Annotated in this window: 12 protein-coding genes and 1 pseudogene; 5 read left to right on the top strand and 8 right to left on the bottom strand. The window is 70.7% G+C overall.

From position 1 onward, the window contains the following. Window positions 1-17 precede the first annotated feature (17 nt). The 5 genes from EAS64_RS05795 to EAS64_RS05815 form a co-directional block, all read right to left on the bottom strand. Window positions 18-2,408, bottom strand: a complete 2,391-nt coding sequence (locus EAS64_RS05795; protein ID WP_145851616.1) for an aerobic carbon-monoxide dehydrogenase large subunit — start codon at window positions 2,406-2,408, stop codon at window positions 18-20. A gap of 3 nt (window positions 2,409-2,411) precedes the next feature. Then, window positions 2,412-2,936 (bottom strand): (2Fe-2S)-binding protein, encoded by a 525-nt coding sequence (locus EAS64_RS05800; protein ID WP_145851617.1) that lies wholly within the window; start codon window positions 2,934-2,936, stop codon window positions 2,412-2,414. A gap of 2 nt (window positions 2,937-2,938) precedes the next feature. Beyond that, window positions 2,939-3,817 carry an FAD binding domain-containing protein gene (locus EAS64_RS05805; protein ID WP_145851618.1) on the bottom strand — a complete coding sequence of 293 codons (879 nt, stop codon included), beginning with the start codon at window positions 3,815-3,817 and terminating at the stop codon, window positions 2,939-2,941. Next, a complete protein-coding gene (locus EAS64_RS05810) occupies window positions 3,818-4,057 on the bottom strand; it encodes a hypothetical protein (protein WP_145851619.1) in 240 nt (79 codons plus the stop codon). 151 nt (window positions 4,058-4,208) lie between these two features. After that, the gene (locus EAS64_RS05815; RefSeq protein WP_246115535.1) at window positions 4,209-5,222 is read right to left on the bottom strand and encodes a LysR family transcriptional regulator; all 1,014 of its coding nucleotides are present in this window, start codon (window positions 5,220-5,222) and stop codon (window positions 4,209-4,211) included. 84 nt (window positions 5,223-5,306) lie between these two features. Here EAS64_RS05815 and EAS64_RS05820 point away from each other — a divergent pair, with 84 nt between their 5' ends. The 3 genes and pseudogenes from EAS64_RS05820 to EAS64_RS05830 all read left to right on the top strand — a co-directional run bounded on the left by EAS64_RS05820 (window position 5,307) and on the right by EAS64_RS05830 (window position 9,005). Continuing rightward, a complete protein-coding gene (locus EAS64_RS05820) occupies window positions 5,307-6,197 on the top strand; it encodes an FAD binding domain-containing protein (RefSeq protein WP_145851620.1) in 891 nt (296 codons plus the stop codon). A gap of 188 nt (window positions 6,198-6,385) precedes the next feature. Next, window positions 6,386-6,568 (top strand): annotated as a pseudogene (locus tag EAS64_RS47080) ((2Fe-2S)-binding protein); the annotation flags it as partial. A 97-nt stretch (window positions 6,569-6,665) separates the two neighbouring features. Continuing rightward, a complete protein-coding gene (locus EAS64_RS05830) occupies window positions 6,666-9,005 on the top strand; it encodes an aerobic carbon-monoxide dehydrogenase large subunit (protein WP_145851621.1) in 2,340 nt (779 codons plus the stop codon). Window positions 9,006-9,207: 202 nt separating this feature from the next. Here the strand turns inward: EAS64_RS05830 and EAS64_RS05835 are convergent, their stop codons facing one another. The 3 genes from EAS64_RS05835 to EAS64_RS43365 form a co-directional block, all read right to left on the bottom strand. Continuing rightward, complete coding sequence (locus EAS64_RS05835; RefSeq protein WP_145851622.1) at window positions 9,208-9,867, bottom strand: response regulator transcription factor; 660 nt, start codon at window positions 9,865-9,867, stop codon at window positions 9,208-9,210. Further along, window positions 9,858-11,540, bottom strand: coding sequence for a sensor histidine kinase (locus EAS64_RS05840; RefSeq protein ID WP_145851623.1), 1,683 nt, complete (start codon window positions 11,538-11,540; stop codon window positions 9,858-9,860). The genes EAS64_RS05835 and EAS64_RS05840 overlap by 10 nt, the downstream gene beginning before the upstream one ends. Window positions 11,541-11,633: 93 nt before the next feature. Continuing rightward, entirely contained in the window at window positions 11,634-12,197 is a 564-nt protein-coding gene (locus tag EAS64_RS43365; RefSeq protein WP_187365709.1) for a hypothetical protein, read from the bottom strand. 49 nt (window positions 12,198-12,246) lie between these two features. On the opposite strand from EAS64_RS43365, the gene EAS64_RS05850 reads away from it, so the two are divergent. Beyond that, window positions 12,247-12,927 (top strand): response regulator transcription factor, encoded by a 681-nt coding sequence (locus EAS64_RS05850; protein ID WP_145852372.1) that lies wholly within the window; start codon window positions 12,247-12,249, stop codon window positions 12,925-12,927. Then, window positions 12,924-14,321, top strand: a complete 1,398-nt coding sequence (locus EAS64_RS05855) for a HAMP domain-containing sensor histidine kinase (RefSeq protein WP_145851624.1) — start codon at window positions 12,924-12,926, stop codon at window positions 14,319-14,321. Before EAS64_RS05850 ends, EAS64_RS05855 begins: the two co-directional genes overlap by 4 nt. Window positions 14,322-14,352 lie beyond the last annotated feature (31 nt).

The raw sequence follows: 14,352 nt of genomic DNA on the forward strand, positions 1-14,352 counted from the left end.
TTCCTCCCGGAAATGTCCTAGTCCTGGCGGATGGGCGGTGCGCCGGACACATCCCGGCGATAGGTGATCGCTTCCCAGACCCGGTCCGGCAACACCGGCATGTCGATGTTCCGTACGCCCGTCTCCTCCAGCGCGTCCATGACAGCGTTGACAAACGCGGCCGGGCCGCCGACCGCCGCGCACTCGCCGATGCCCTTGGCGCCGATCGGGTGGTGCGGGCACGGGGTCACGACCTCGCTGTGCAGCTCGTAGCCGGGGGTCTCCCAGGCGCTCGGCAGCAGGTAGTCCATGTAGTTCGAGCCGACGCAGTTGCCGTCGGCGTCGAAGGTGATGAACTGCATGCTTGCCATCGCGTACGCCTCGGTGAGCCCGCCCATGATCTGGCCCTCGACGATCATCGGGTTGATGCGGACACCGCAGTCGTCGACCGCGACCATCCGCAGCACGTCCCAGACGCCGGTCTCCCGATCGACCTCAACGGTGACGATGTACACGGCGAACGGCCAGGTCAGGTTCGGCGGGTCGTAGTACGCGGTGTTCTCGAGGCCGGGCTCCATGCCGTCGGGCATGTTGCTGTAGGCCGCCATCGCGCATTCCTGGATGGACACGCCGCGCTGCGGCGCGCTGCGCACGTAGAACCGGCCGAGCTCCCACTCGACGTCCTCCTCGGACACCTCGAGCAGGTGCGCCGCGAGCTTGCGGGCCTTGGCGCGGATCTTGCGGCTGACCATGGCGACGGCGGCGCCGGCGACCGGCGTGGACCGCGACGCGTAGGTACCCATGCCGAACGGCGCGGTGTCGGTGTCGCCCTCCTCCACCGTGATGTCATCGGCGGGGATGCCGAGCTCGTGCGCGACGATCTGCGCCCACGTAGTCTCGTGTCCCTGGCCCTGGCTCTTCGCGCCGGTGCGCAGGATCGCCTTGCCGGTCATGTGGATCTTGAGCTCGGCGGAGTCGAACATCTTGATGCCGAGGATGTCGTACTCCCGGCTATTGCCCGCGCCGAGCGGCTCAGTCATCGTCGAGATGCCAAGGCCGAGGAGGCGCCCCTGTTTTCTCGCCTCGGCCTGCTCCTTGCGGAAGTTCTCGTAGTCGATCGCCTTCAGGCCGACGTCCAGGCACTTGGCGTACTGGCCGGAGTCGGTCAGGAAGCCGAACGGCGTGCGGTGCGGGAAGTCGTCGTCCCTGACGAAGTTCATCCGGCGGAACTCGGCCTGGTCAATGCCCAGGTCGGCGGCGGCCGCCTGCACCATGCGCTCCTGGAAGAACATGGCCTCGGTGACGCGGAACGAGCACCGGTAAGCCACGCCGCCCGGCGCCTTGTTGGTGTACACGCCGCGCGCCGTCAGGTGCGCGGCCGGGATGTCGTAGGCGGCGAACGCGGAGTGCATCAGGCCGATCTTGAACTTGCTCGGCTGCGCGTCGGAGAAGAACGCGCCGTGGTCGGCGTCGGTGTGCATCCGGACGCCGAGGATCTTGCCGTCCTTGCGCAGCGCCATCTCGCCCTTGAGGTAGATGTCGCGCGCGAAACCGGTGGAGATGAGGTTGCCCGTCTTGTCCTCGATCCACTTCACCGGGCGCTCGAGCAGGATCGAGGCCAGGATCGAGCAGACGTAGCCCGGGTAGACAGGCACCTTGTTACCGAAGCCGCCGCCGATGTCCGGCGAGATGATCCGGATCATCTGCTCGGGCAGCTCGGCCACCATGGCGACCGCGGCGCGGATGATGTGCGGCGCCTGGGTGGTCATGTAGACGGTGAGCTTCTGGGTGGCCCGGTTGAAATCCGCGACCGAGCCGCAGCACTCTATCGGCGACGGGTGGCTGCGCGGGTAGTGCAGCTCGAGCTTGGAGACCAGGTCCGCCTGCTCGAAGGCCCGGTCGGTGCCCGCCTTGTCGCCGACCTCCCAGTTGTAGATGACGTTGCCGTCCTGGCCAACCTTGTCGTCGCGGATCACCGGCGCGTCCGGCTCGAGCCCCTGCCACGGGTTCACGATGGGCGGCAGCGCCTCGTAGTCGACCTCGATAAGCTCGCACGCGTCCTTGGCGATGTACGGGTCGTCCGCGATGACGCAGGCCACCTCCTGGCCCTGGAAGCGCACCTTGTCGGTGGCGAGCACCGCCTGGGTGTCGTAGGAAAGCGTGGGCATCCAGGCGAGGTTGCGCGTCGCCATCATCTCGCCGGTCAGCACCAGGTGGACGCCGGGTACCGCCCAGGCCTTGCTGGTATCGATCGACTTGATGCGGGCGTGCGGCAGCGGGCTGCGCAGGATCTCCATGTGCAGCATGCCGGGAAGGACCACGTCGTCGGTGTAGTTGCCCTTGCCCCTGATGAAGCGGTCGTCCTCGACGCGCTTGCGGCTAGAGCCGAGCCCGCCGATCTTGATCTCGTCGAGTGCCTGCGTTGTCACGCGTTACCCCTCCACCCTGAGCTTCTCGGCCGCCCAGAGGACCGACTTCACGATGTTCTGGTAGCCGGTGCAGCGGCACAGGTTGCCGGAAAGCGCCCAGCGCACCTCGTCCTCCGTCGGGTCGGGGTTGCGCTCGAGCAGGGCCTTGGCAGCCAGCATCATGCCCGGCGTGCAGAACCCGCACTGCAGGCCATGCTCCTGCTTGAACCCCTCCTGGAGCGGGTGCAGCTCGCTGGCCGTCGCCATGCCCTCCACGGTCGTCACCTCGCGGCCGTCCACCTGCACCGCGAGCATGGTGCACGACTTGATCGCGGCGCCGTCGACGAGCACCGTGCAGGCGCCGCAGTTGGTCGTGTCGCAGCCCCGGTGGGTGCCGGTCAGCCCGACGCCGCGCCGGATCAGGTCGGCGAGCAGCAGCCGGGGCTCGATCTCCGCGATCTTCTTCTTGCCGTTGATGGTGAACTTGATCTTGCGGACCGGGACCTCTTCCGCTGCCTCGTCGCCGAGGTCGTCATACACCATGGTCATGGTCAGGCCGCCCTCTCCGCGGTCGCTGTCAGGGTTCCGCCGAGTATGCGCTTGACGAAGACCCGCACCATCTGGCGCTTGTACTCCGCACTGCCGCGGTGGTCGGTCCTCGGCTGCGCCGCCCGCGCCGCCAGTTCCGCGGCCTCGGCGATGGTCTCGGCGGTGAGCGGCTTGCCGGTAAGCACGGCGGCCGCCTCGGTGGCCCCAATGGTGGACCCGCCGACGCCGGTGAGCGCGATGCCCGCGCGGACCACCCGGTCACCCGAGGTCTCGATGGCCACCGCGGTGCCGACGGTCGCGAAGTCGCCGACGCGGCGCTCCAGCTTGAGGTAGCCGCCCTTTCGTTCCCCCTGGGCTTTGGGCACGACCGCCTCGACGGCGATCTCGTCGTGCGCGAGGGTGTTCTGGAACGGGCCGGTGACGAAGTCCGCCAGCGGGATGGAGCGCCTGCCGTTCGGACCCTGCGCTATCACCGAGCCGCCGAGCGCGAGCATCACCGAAGCCCAGTCGCCCTGCGGGTCGGCGTGGCACAGCGAGCCGACGAGCGTGCCGCGGTTGCGCACCAGCGGGTCGGCGACCAGCGGCGCGGCCGCGGCCATCGTCGGCTGCGTGCCCTTGAGCAGGCCGGAGAACTCCAGGTCGGAGTGCCTGCACAGCGCGCCGATGCGCAGCGTGCCGTCGGACTCCGCCCGGTGGTAGGCCAGTCCCGGCAGGTTGTTGATGTCGACGAGCATCTCCGGCGAGGCGAAGCGCAGCTTCATCATCGGCACCAGGCTCTGCCCGCCTGCCAGCACCTTCACGTCGTCGCCGCCGTCGCGTAGCAGGGCGATCGCCTCGTCAAGGGAGTGCGGCGCCTCGTAGCGGAACCGCGATGGGAACATTCAATTCCTCCCGGGATTAGGGTCGGGCACAGCCTGCGGGCCTGATTCGTAATCAGGGTCGGGACGCGGCTCCTGATGCGGCGGCCACGGCCCGGAGACGGGCTGTCCCGCGATCTTGAGGTAGTCGATGAGCTGCGGCCACGCCCACACCGTCGGACTCTTCCCGGTCTTCGGCGCGTTCTCGATCAGCTCGTAAAGGCGCGGATTGTCCTTGCTGTGTCCGTCGGACTCGATAGGCACGCCACGATCTCCCGTCGTCAGGACCAGTGGTCACGAAAGGTAGGGGTATCGTGGCGCGCTCTTAACACGGCCGCAACGGCCAAATAAGCTGATCCTTAATTGGGGTTCCGCGTCGAGGCATCAGGCGGACATGTCGGGCAAACGGGAGATCTCAGCTCCAGATCGTCACGTAGACGGGGGGCTTGAAGCGCGACGGCGGCACGCCGGCCGCGGGCGAGCGCATCAGCTGCATCGCCTCGGGCGTGCCGAGGAACCTGCGCAGCGCGCTCGCGGCAGTGCTGCGCCGCTCCCGCTCGAGCAGCGTCACGTACCAGCGCTCCTCCACCGGGACGCCCGGCAGGTCGATGAGGGACAGCTCGCCCCGTCTGATCTGGTGCGACACCAGGTGCTCGATCGCCGGGGCGACACCCGAGCCGTCGGCGGCGGCCGCCCAGGCGGCAGTCTGGCTCTGGAAGACGCCGATATTGCTGTCGGCGACGCCGAGACGGCGCAGCAGCCTGGCCGCCTCGCTGTCCGGGTCGGTGCCGGAGGGGTCAACCAGCCAGCGCCACTGCCTGGCCAAACCGCGCGGCCGCGCTGTGCTTCCCCCGCCCGCCCCGCCAGTTCCGGACCCGACCACGACGAGCCGGAACTTGAAGATCGGCTCGCTGACGATCGGCAGCTCGTGGTCGCTCACCGCGCCCGGCCCGATCGCGACGTCCGCGAGCCGGTTGGCGATGAGCACCGGCAGCTCGCCCGCCGCGGCTACCCCGGTGGTGATCTCTACCGCCCCGGCGAACCGGCGGCGGAACGCCTCGAGCAGCGGCGCGGCCACGAACTCGGCGAAGGTCGAGGTGGCGACGATGCGCAGCTGCTCGGGCGCGCCCTGCGCGGCCCGGACCGCGGCGTGCGCCTCGGCGCCGAGCACCACGATCTGGGACGCGGTACCGAGCAGCCGGGTGCCGCCAGGCGTCAGCGTCATGCCCGCCTGGCTGCGGGTGATCAGCTGGTCGCCGAGGTCCTGGCGGAGGGCGGTGAGCGCCTGCGAGACCGCCGACTCGCTGACGCCGAGCGCGCTGGCGGCGGCCCGGACCGACCCGAGCCTGGCCACCAGGACGAACGCGTTCAGCTGCGTCAGGGTCATCGCACACTCCAGCGTGGGCAGCATCGCCGTAGAGAGATCCATAGCATCTCCCTACAGTCAGAACGTACGGCATCAATTGGGGGCTCGAATAGAACAGATGAGGCCCTTGCGGCCGTGGAGGTGGGAGTGCAGGTTCCCGCGCAGGTCGAATACGAGAAGGCGACGAGCGTCGGGCAGGCGCTTAGCCTGCTGGCCAGGTACGCGCCAGCCGGACGGATCCTGGCCGGCGGGCACAGCCTGATCCCGATGATGAAGCTGCGGCTCGCGCAGCCCGAGGTGCTCATCGACATCAACGGCATCGCCGGCCTGCGCTACATCTCCCGGTCAGGGCACGAACTGCGGATCGGCGCGCTCGCCAGGCACGCTGACCTGCTGTCTTCCGAGCTAGCCGGCCAGCACTTCACGATCTTGCACGACGCGGAGCGGGTGATCGCCGACCCGGTCGTCAGGCAGTGGGGCACCATCGGCGGGTCGCTGTGCCAGGCCGACCCGTCGGAAGACCTGTCCGCCGCGTTCGCCGCGCTGAAGGGCTCCATGATCATCCACGGTCCCGGGGGCAGCAGGGAGGTGCCGGCCAGGGCCTTCCACACCGGCCCCTATGAGACGGTGGTCGGACCCGCCGAGATGCTGACCGAGATCAGGCTGCCGGTCAGGCGGGACACCGGCAGCGCGTACCTGAAGGTGTGCCGCAGGGCGGGCGACTGGCCGATCGGCGCGGCCGGGGCGGCGATCTGGCTGGCGGACGGGCGGATCGCCGACGTCGGCATCGGGCTCACGGCGGTCGGTGCGGCGCACTTCGTCGCGGCCGAGGCGGAGGAGTTCCTCCGCGGCCAGCCGGCCGGCGAGGAGGCGTTTGCCCGGGCGGGCGAGATCGCCGCGGCGCACTGCAACCCCGTCGCCGATCAGCGCGGTCCCGTCGAGTACAAGCGGCACCTAGTCGGCGAGCTGACCGTTCGGGTGCTGCGGCTCGCCGTGCGGCGTGCTCTTGGGCTTGGCTCTATGGAGCCGGCGTCGTGAAGATCACTGTCACCGTCAACGCGGCCGACCACACGCGAGAGGTCGAGCCGCGCCTGCTGCTCATCCACTTCCTCCGCGACGATCTCGGGCTGACCGGCTCGCACTGGGGCTGCGACACCTCCAACTGCGGCGCCTGCGTGGTCTGGCTTGACGAGACGCCGGTCAAGTCCTGCACGGTGCTCGCCGTGATGGCCGACGGGCGCCGGATCACCACCGTGGAGGGCCTGGCGACCGCCCGGCGGCTCGACCCGGTCCAGGAGGCTTTCGCGGCGTGTCACGGACTGCAGTGCGGCTTCTGCACACCGGGCATGATGATGACCGCCCGCTGGCTGCTCGACAACAACCCGGAACCGACCGAGGCGGACGTCAGGGAGGCGATATCCGGCCAGGTCTGCCGCTGCACCGGGTACGAGAACATCGTCCGGTCCATCCTCCAGGCCGCCAAGGCTTCCGGCGAGGCTGGTGACCATGAGCCACGCTTACGGGCCGGTGCCCCGCAAGGAGGACGCGCGGTTCATCAGGGGCCAGGGGACGTACGTCGACGACATCAAGCTGCCCGGCATGCTGCACGGCGCGATCCTGCGCAGCCCGCTCGCGCATGCCAGGATCGTCGCTGTCGACGCCAACGCCGCCCTCGCCCACCCGAGCGTGGTGGCCGTGCTCACCGGCGAGGACCTGGCAGAACGCGGCATGGCCTGGATGCCGACGGTCTTCGGCGACGTCCAGGCGGTGCTCGCCACCGACAAGGTGCGCTTCCAGGGCCAGGAGGTCGCGTTCGTGGTGGCGACGGACCGGTACGCGGCACGGGACGCCCTTGAGCTGATCGTGGTCGACTACGAGCCGCTGCCGCCGCTGATCGACCCGCTGACCGCGCTCGACCCCGGTGCGCCGGTAATCCGCGAGGACCTGCCCGACGGCAACCGCGTCTTCGACTGGACGGCCGGCGACAAGCCGGCCACCGACGCGGCGTTCGCCGCGGCGGACGTGGTGGTCGGCTGCGACATGATCTACCCGCGCTCGCACCCGGCGCCGCTCGAGACCTGCGGCGCGATTGCCGACTACGACGCGGTGAACGGCAGGCTGACCCTCTGGTCAACAAGCCAGGCGCCGCACGCCCACCGGGTGATGTACGCGGCGCTGACCGGGATTCCCGAGCACAAGATCCGCATCGTGTCGCCCGACCTGGGCGGCGGCTTCGGCGCGAAGGTTCCCATCTACCCCGGCTACCTGTGCGCGGTCGCCGCGTCGCAGGCCACCGGGCGGCCGGTGAAGTGGGTTGAAGACCGGTCGGAGAGCCTGATGTCCACCGCGTTCGCGCGTGACTACCACATGCACGGCGAGATCGCCGCGACCGCCGATGGCGAGATCCTCGGGCTGCGCGCCCGGGTGCTCGCCGACCACGGCGCATTCAACGCCGCCGCGCAGCCGTCGAAGTTCCCCGCGGGCTTCTTTCACATCTTCACCGGCTCCTACCGGACGCGAGCGGCGTACTGCGAGGTCACCGGCGTGTTCACCAACAAGGCGCCGGGCGGGGTGGCCTACTCCTGCTCGTTCCGCATCACCGAGGCGGTGTACCTGGTCGAGCGGCTCACCGACATGCTCGCGCGCCGGCTCGGGATGGACCCGGCGGAGCTGCGGATGCGCAACCTGCTGCGCCCCGAGCAATTCCCCTACACGGGCCCGACCGGCTGGCAGTACGACTCCGGCGACTACCCGCGCGCGCTCCGGCTGGCCCTGGACATGGCGGGCTACGACGAGCTACGCAGGGAGCAGGCGGAGCGGCGGGCCCGCGGTGAGTACATGGGCATCGGGCTCAGCTTCTTCACCGAGGGCGTGGGCGCGGGACCGCGCTCGCACATGGACATCATGGGCCTGGCCATGTCCGACGGCGCCGACCTGCGGGTGCACCCCACCGGCAAGGCGGTGCTCGCCGTCTCCGTGCAAACACAGGGCCAGGGGCACGAGACCACGTTCGCGCAGCTGGTGGCGGAGGAACTCGGCCTGTCGCCAGACGACGTGGACGTGGTGCACGGCGACACCGACCGCACCCCGTTCGGCCTCGGCACCTACGGATCGCGGTCCACGCCGGTGTCCGGCGCCGCGGCGGTCGTCGCCGCGCGGAAGGTCCGCGAGCGAGCCCGCCTCGTGGCGGCGGCCATGTTCGAGGCTTCCCCCGATGACCTGGAATGGCTGGACGGGAAATGGCGGGTGCGCGGCGACCCGGACCAGGCGCTCGGCATCGCCGAGATCGCGATGGCGGCGCACTCGACGATCGAGCTGCCGACGGGGATCGAGGGCCACCTGGACGCGTCCGCCGTCTACAACCCGCCGAACCTGACGTTCCCCTTCGGCGCCTACATCTGCGTCACCGACGTGGACCCGGGCACCGGCGAGGTCAAGGTCCGCCGCTTCATCGCGGTCGACGACTGCGGCGTCCGGATCAACCCGATGATCGTCGAGGGGCAGGTGCACCGCGGCCTCGCCGACGGCATCGGCATCGCGCTGATGCAGGCCATCTCGTTCGACGAGATCGGCAACTGCCTGAGCGGTTCCTTCATGGACTACCTGCTGCCCACGTCGCTCGAGTGCCCCTCACCCGAACTCGGCGCGACCGTCACGCCGTCGCCGCATCATCCCGTCGGCGCCAAGGGCATCGGCGAGTCGGCCACCGTCGGTTCGCCGCCCGCGGTGGTCAACTCGGTGGTGGACGCGCTCGCGCCGTTCGGCGTGACGCACGCGGACATGCCGCTGACCCCGGCCAACGTCTGGCTCGCCATCCAGGCGGCCGGCCGGCTCTCGTCCGGCTAGCCCAAGAAATCCGGGATTGGGCATCATCGTGGGCCAGATGCGGAAAAGGGAGTCAAGAGGGGAAACCCGCGATCTTGGGCGTGGTTTCCACGATGAGGAGCCTGGCCCCGGGGTGTCAGACTGGTGGCCTGCTGCGGCGGAGGCTGAGGACACGAGGGGGGACAAAACGGGATCGTGGCTTCGCCTCCGCCCGGCGGAACTCTTACCGCGGTGAGCCGGCCGTGCGGAGGAACGTGAGGACCGCGCGGACACGGTTGTTCTCCGTGTCGCTCGGGGTTAGGCCGAGTTTGGTGAAGACGCTGGTGACGTGCGTCTCGACGGTGCGCGCGCTCAGGTAGAGCTCCTTGGCTATGCCGAGGTTGGACCGTCCCTCGGCCATGCGGCTGAGCACCGCTAGTTCGCGTTCGTTCAGCGCGTCAAGCGCGCTCGGTTTTCGGTTTCTGCCCAGCAGCTGGCGCACGATGGCCGGGTCGACGACGGTCTCGCCCGCGGCCACTCGCGCGAGGCTCTCCATGAGCGCGTCGGCGTCGGTCACGTTGTCCTTCAGCAGGTATCCGACCCCGGACGGCACCGTCTCGAGCAGCTGGCTCGCGTAGCTGGTCTCCGCGTAGGTCGACAGCAGCAGGATGCCGGTGTCTGGATGCCTGGCGCGTATCTCATGCGCGGCGCGGATGCCCTCGTCGGTAAACGACGGCGGCATGCGGATGTCGAGGATGACCGCATCCGGCAGGCCGGCCCCGATGGCCGCGAGCAGTTCTTCGCCGGAGGCGACGCTCGCGGTCACCTCGGCGCCCATGGAGCGCAGCAGCAGGACCAGGCTGCTGCGGAACAGCCCGGAGTCTTCGGCGATCGCTATGCGCACGGGATCATCACCGCCAGGCGGGTTCCCTGGCCGGGCGGGCTGTCGATGACGACGTCGCCGTCGAGCGCGCCGACCCGGTCGGCGATGTTGGCCAGGCCGTGACTGCTCTCCTCGTGACAGGCGCCGGCCGCGACGCCGCCGATGCCGTCGTCCTCGATCTCCATCACCAGCCTGGACTGCCCGGCCCGCACGGTGACATGCACGCTGTCCGCGCCCGCATGCTTCACCACGTTGGCGAGCGCCTCGCAGGCGATGAAGTACAGGGTCGCCTCCACGGCGGCGTCGAGCCTGCCCGGCGGCACGTCCACACTTACCGGAAGCGGCAGGCGCTCCGCTATGCCCTCGAGCGCGGCGCCGAGACCGCTCTGGGACAGCACAGCGGGATGAATGCCGTGCGCCAGGTCGCGCAGCTCGGCGAGCACCGCCCGCAGGCCCTCCCTGGCCTCGCGGAAGGCGGCGCTCGCCTCCTCGTCGACGGTGTTGGCCATCGCGGCGGTCAGCGACGCGGTGATGGCGAGCAGATGCTGCTGCACGCCGTCGTGCAGGTCGCGTTCCAGGCGCCGCCGCTCCGCGAGCTCGGCCTCGACGATCCGGGCGCGGGATGCCTTGACCTGCTCGAGCTGCGCCTGCGCCGCCCTCGCCTGCAGCTGCGCGTTGTGCAGCGCGAGTCCGCTCGCCGCGGTGGCCGCGTCGAACAGCTCGCGGTACCTGACCAGGACCGGGTCCGCGACGACGACCGCGATGGGCGCGCCGTGGCCGGCGCGGATGTAGGAGACAAGCCGTCCCGGCGGACCGCTGTCCAGCGCCAGCAGGCTCGGCTCGGACGCGTCGAGTACGTCCAGGGTGGGGTCGTGCAGGATGCTGCGCAGCGCGCGGCGCACCGCGCCGAGGTCGCCGCCCGCCGCGATCTGGGCGGTTAGCTCCGTCACGTTCCTGACGAGCAGCATCCGCTGCAGCACGGCGATCAGGAACGCGACGGGAATCGCGAAGTCCACCACGCCTTCCGTCAGGTACGCGCCGTTGGGTGTGCCGGACAGGCTCAGCATCATCATGGCGGCGGACGCCATTCCGGCGACCACCGCGGCGATGCCGGCCACAATGATCGGGGTAATGACGATGCGGTCAAGGCCCCGTGTTCTCTTCAGCCGGATCATCAGCAGTGCGAGCAGCGTGATCCCGCCGACCGCCTCACCGCCGTGCGCCACGTAGTTGAGCACCTCGGAAAGCTGCTCGTCGGGGAACAGCGTGGGCCACCAGGAGGCGGTCGGCGCGCCGTCCCACCGCGCCGTCGAGGTCACCGCGAGCAGCGTGCGGCCGGCGAGCATCCACCCGGCGAACGCGACGAGGTACCGCCGGTGCAGCGGGGACAGCGCGGGATTCGGGTACCGCAGCAGCGCCCAGGCGCCGAAAATGCGGTCCACGCCGCCGAATACCAGCGTGTACGGCGACCACGGCCCGTGCCAGGCGTCGATGAAGTCCACCGAGCGGAACAAGCCGGCGAGCATCAGCGCCCACGCCGTGCCCTGCTGGCCGTGCTCCTTGCGGAGCATCAGGCCGGTGAAGACGAAGAGCAGGGACACCGCGAGGTTGACCGTGGCGAGCGCGGCGGACGAACGCCACTGGGGACCCTGAACGAGTGCGCAGAAACCGCCGGCGGCAACCAGTACAGCCACCGCGGCAAGCCGCGAGCCGGGCGCCCGGCCGAGCCGCGGCCGGGCTGGCCCCAGCTGTCTGGGCTTAGCGGAAATGTGCGCGGTCACAGGCGGTCAGTTCTCGACGGTGATCGTCGGCGTGTGCTCGTACCAGCTGGCGATCAGCGACGACACCAGCGGGCCCGAGCTGAAGTCGACGCGCAGCCAGCCCGTGCCGGACCAGGTCTGCACCGCGTAGCCGTCGCCTGGCACCGCCGTCACCAGTTGCACCGAGGTCGGTGTCACCGCGAGCGTGACGCGACCGCCGGCCAGCGTGTAGGCACGCACGCCTCCGGCCGGCGTCTGAGAGGCGGACGGGGACGCGGAGGCGGACGGGGACGGGGAGCGGGACGGGGACGCCGGGCTTGCGGGCGCGGTCGCGGTCGCGCGGCCGGTCCGGGCCTGGGCAGTCACCGCCGGTGATGTCGCCGCCGAGGCAGCTGCGCGGACGGTCACCGGCGGCGGGCCCGGCGGTGCGGACGGAACGGCGGGCGTCGGCAGGACTGCCGCGTTGATCACGGGCATGCCGGGTCCCACCCCCGCGTTCCTGATCACCACGTTCGCGCCGAACCAGGTGACGGACACCGCGACGGCGGTTCCCGCCGCCCAGGCCGCGAAGGCCGCCATGATCCGCACCATGTCGGCAATAATGCAGCACTCGACCCGACGAATCCGTACGGTTCGGAACATGGCCCGAGTGCTAATTGTCGAGGATGACCCATACGTCCGCTCGGCGATGGCAGCCGAACTCACGAAACGGTCGCATGCGGTGCGCACCGCGGGAACGGCGCTCGACGGAATCAGGGAGGTCAGCCACGATGCGCCCGACGTGATCGTGCTCGATCTCGGGCTGCCCGACCTGGACGGCGGTCAGGCGCTGAAGATGATTCGCGCGATCAGCGCGGCACCCGTCATCGTCGCGACCGCCCGCGACGACGAGTCGGACATCATCCGGCTGCTCAACGACGGCGCCGACGACTACGTGGTCAAGCCCTTCTCCGGCGAGCATCTGGCGGCCAGGGTCACCGCGTTGCTGCGCCGGGCCGGACAGGCGACCGTGTCCGCGCCCTGCATCGCCGTGGCCGGCCTGCGCATCGACCTGTCCAGGCGGGAGGCGCTGCTCGACGGACGCCTGCTTGAGCTGAGCAGGCGCGAGTTCGACCTGCTCGCCTATCTCGCCGCCCGGCCCGGCGCGGTGGTCTCCCGCAGGGAGCTGCTCACCGAGGTGTGGCAGCAGGCCTACGGCGACGACCAGACGATCGACGTGCACGTCTCCTGGCTGCGGCGCAAGCTCGGCGAGACCGCCGCCCAGCCGCGCTACCTGCACACGGTGCGCGGCGTCGGCGTGATGCTCGACGAACCTCGATGAGGAGCGCCGCTAGTCCCGGGCGGGCGTCGGTCAGGACGACGCTTGCCCTGGTGTCGGCGGCGGTCACGTCGATGGTCGCGATCGCGTTCCTCATCCCGCTCGCGATCATCGTCAAAGACGTGGCACGGGACCGGGCGTTCACCTCAGCCCAGCTGGCCGGGGCGGCGATCGAGCCGGTGCTCGCGGTCAGCACCGACCGGACGACCCTGGACCGCGCCATCGCGAGCACCCCGGCGGGCGCGGCCGGGCAGCTCGCGGTGTACCTCACCGGCACGTCGCCGGCCGGGAAGGGGACGCTAGTCGGGGGGCCGCGGCGGGCGACCACGTCAGACTTGCGGACGGCCGCCGCGGCGGCGCGGTCCTTCATCACGCCGGTTCCCGGCGGTTACGCCGTGCTGCAGCCGGTGGCGCTTGACGGCGGCAGGATGGCGGTCACCGAGGTGTACGTGCCCGCCGCCGAAGTGTCCCGTGGCGTGGCCGCGTCCTGGGCTGTCATGACCGCCATCGCGGTGGTCCTCATCGGTGTCTCCGTCGTCGTCGCCGACCGCCTGGCCACCCGCGTCACGCGGCCCGCCCGCGAGCTCGCGCTGGCCGCCGTCGCGCTCGGCGACGGCGACCTGAACGCGCGGAGCACGGGACGCGGTCCCGCCGAACTCGCCGCCGCCGGGCACGCGTTCAACGCCATGGCCGAGCGGCTGAGCAGGCTGATCGCCGCGGAGCGGGCGATGGCTGCCGACCTGCCGCACCGGCTGCGTACCCCGCTGACCGCGTTGCGGATGAACGCGGCCGCCCTCGGGCCCGGCCGCGCCGCCGACGACACCCGGCTCGCCATCGACCGGCTTGAGCGGGAGGTCGACCTGGTCATCAGGGCCGCGAGGCGGCCGGCGCCCGACGAGCCGTCCCGTTGCGACGCCGCCGAGGTGATCGCGGAGCGCTTCGGCTTCTGGTCCGCGCTCGCCGAGGACCAGGCACGGCCGTGTCTGCTTAGCGGGACGGAGGAAACCGCAACCGTTCCTCTGCCCAGGTCTGATCTCGCGGCCGCGACAGACTCGCTGATCGGAAACATCTTCAAGCACACGCCCGAGGGCACGGGATTCGCTGTCACGGTGCACCGCGGCGAAGGCGCCGTGCTCGTGCTCATCGCGGACGCGGGGCCGGGAATCGCCGACGCGGACGCGGCGCTGCGGCGCGGCAGCAGCGGGGCGGGCTCCACCGGACTCGGGCTGGACATCGCCCGCCGCGTCGCCGAGTCCACCGGCGGCGGCCTGAAGATCGGCACCTCCGCGCTCGGCGGCGCGCAGGTCCAGCTGCGGCTGCGGACCCTGGCGCCGCCCGCTGGCCGGCGGGCGAGCGGCGGGCGGCGGCGCCGGGCCGCGGGTCTGATCGGTCGCTGAGCTGAGGGGCCGTGGTCCTGACTGGCTTACC

The sequence above is a fragment of the Trebonia kvetii genome, from assembly GCF_007827045.1.
GTDB classification, from domain to species: domain Bacteria; phylum Actinomycetota; class Actinomycetes; order Streptosporangiales; family Streptosporangiaceae; genus Trebonia; species Trebonia kvetii.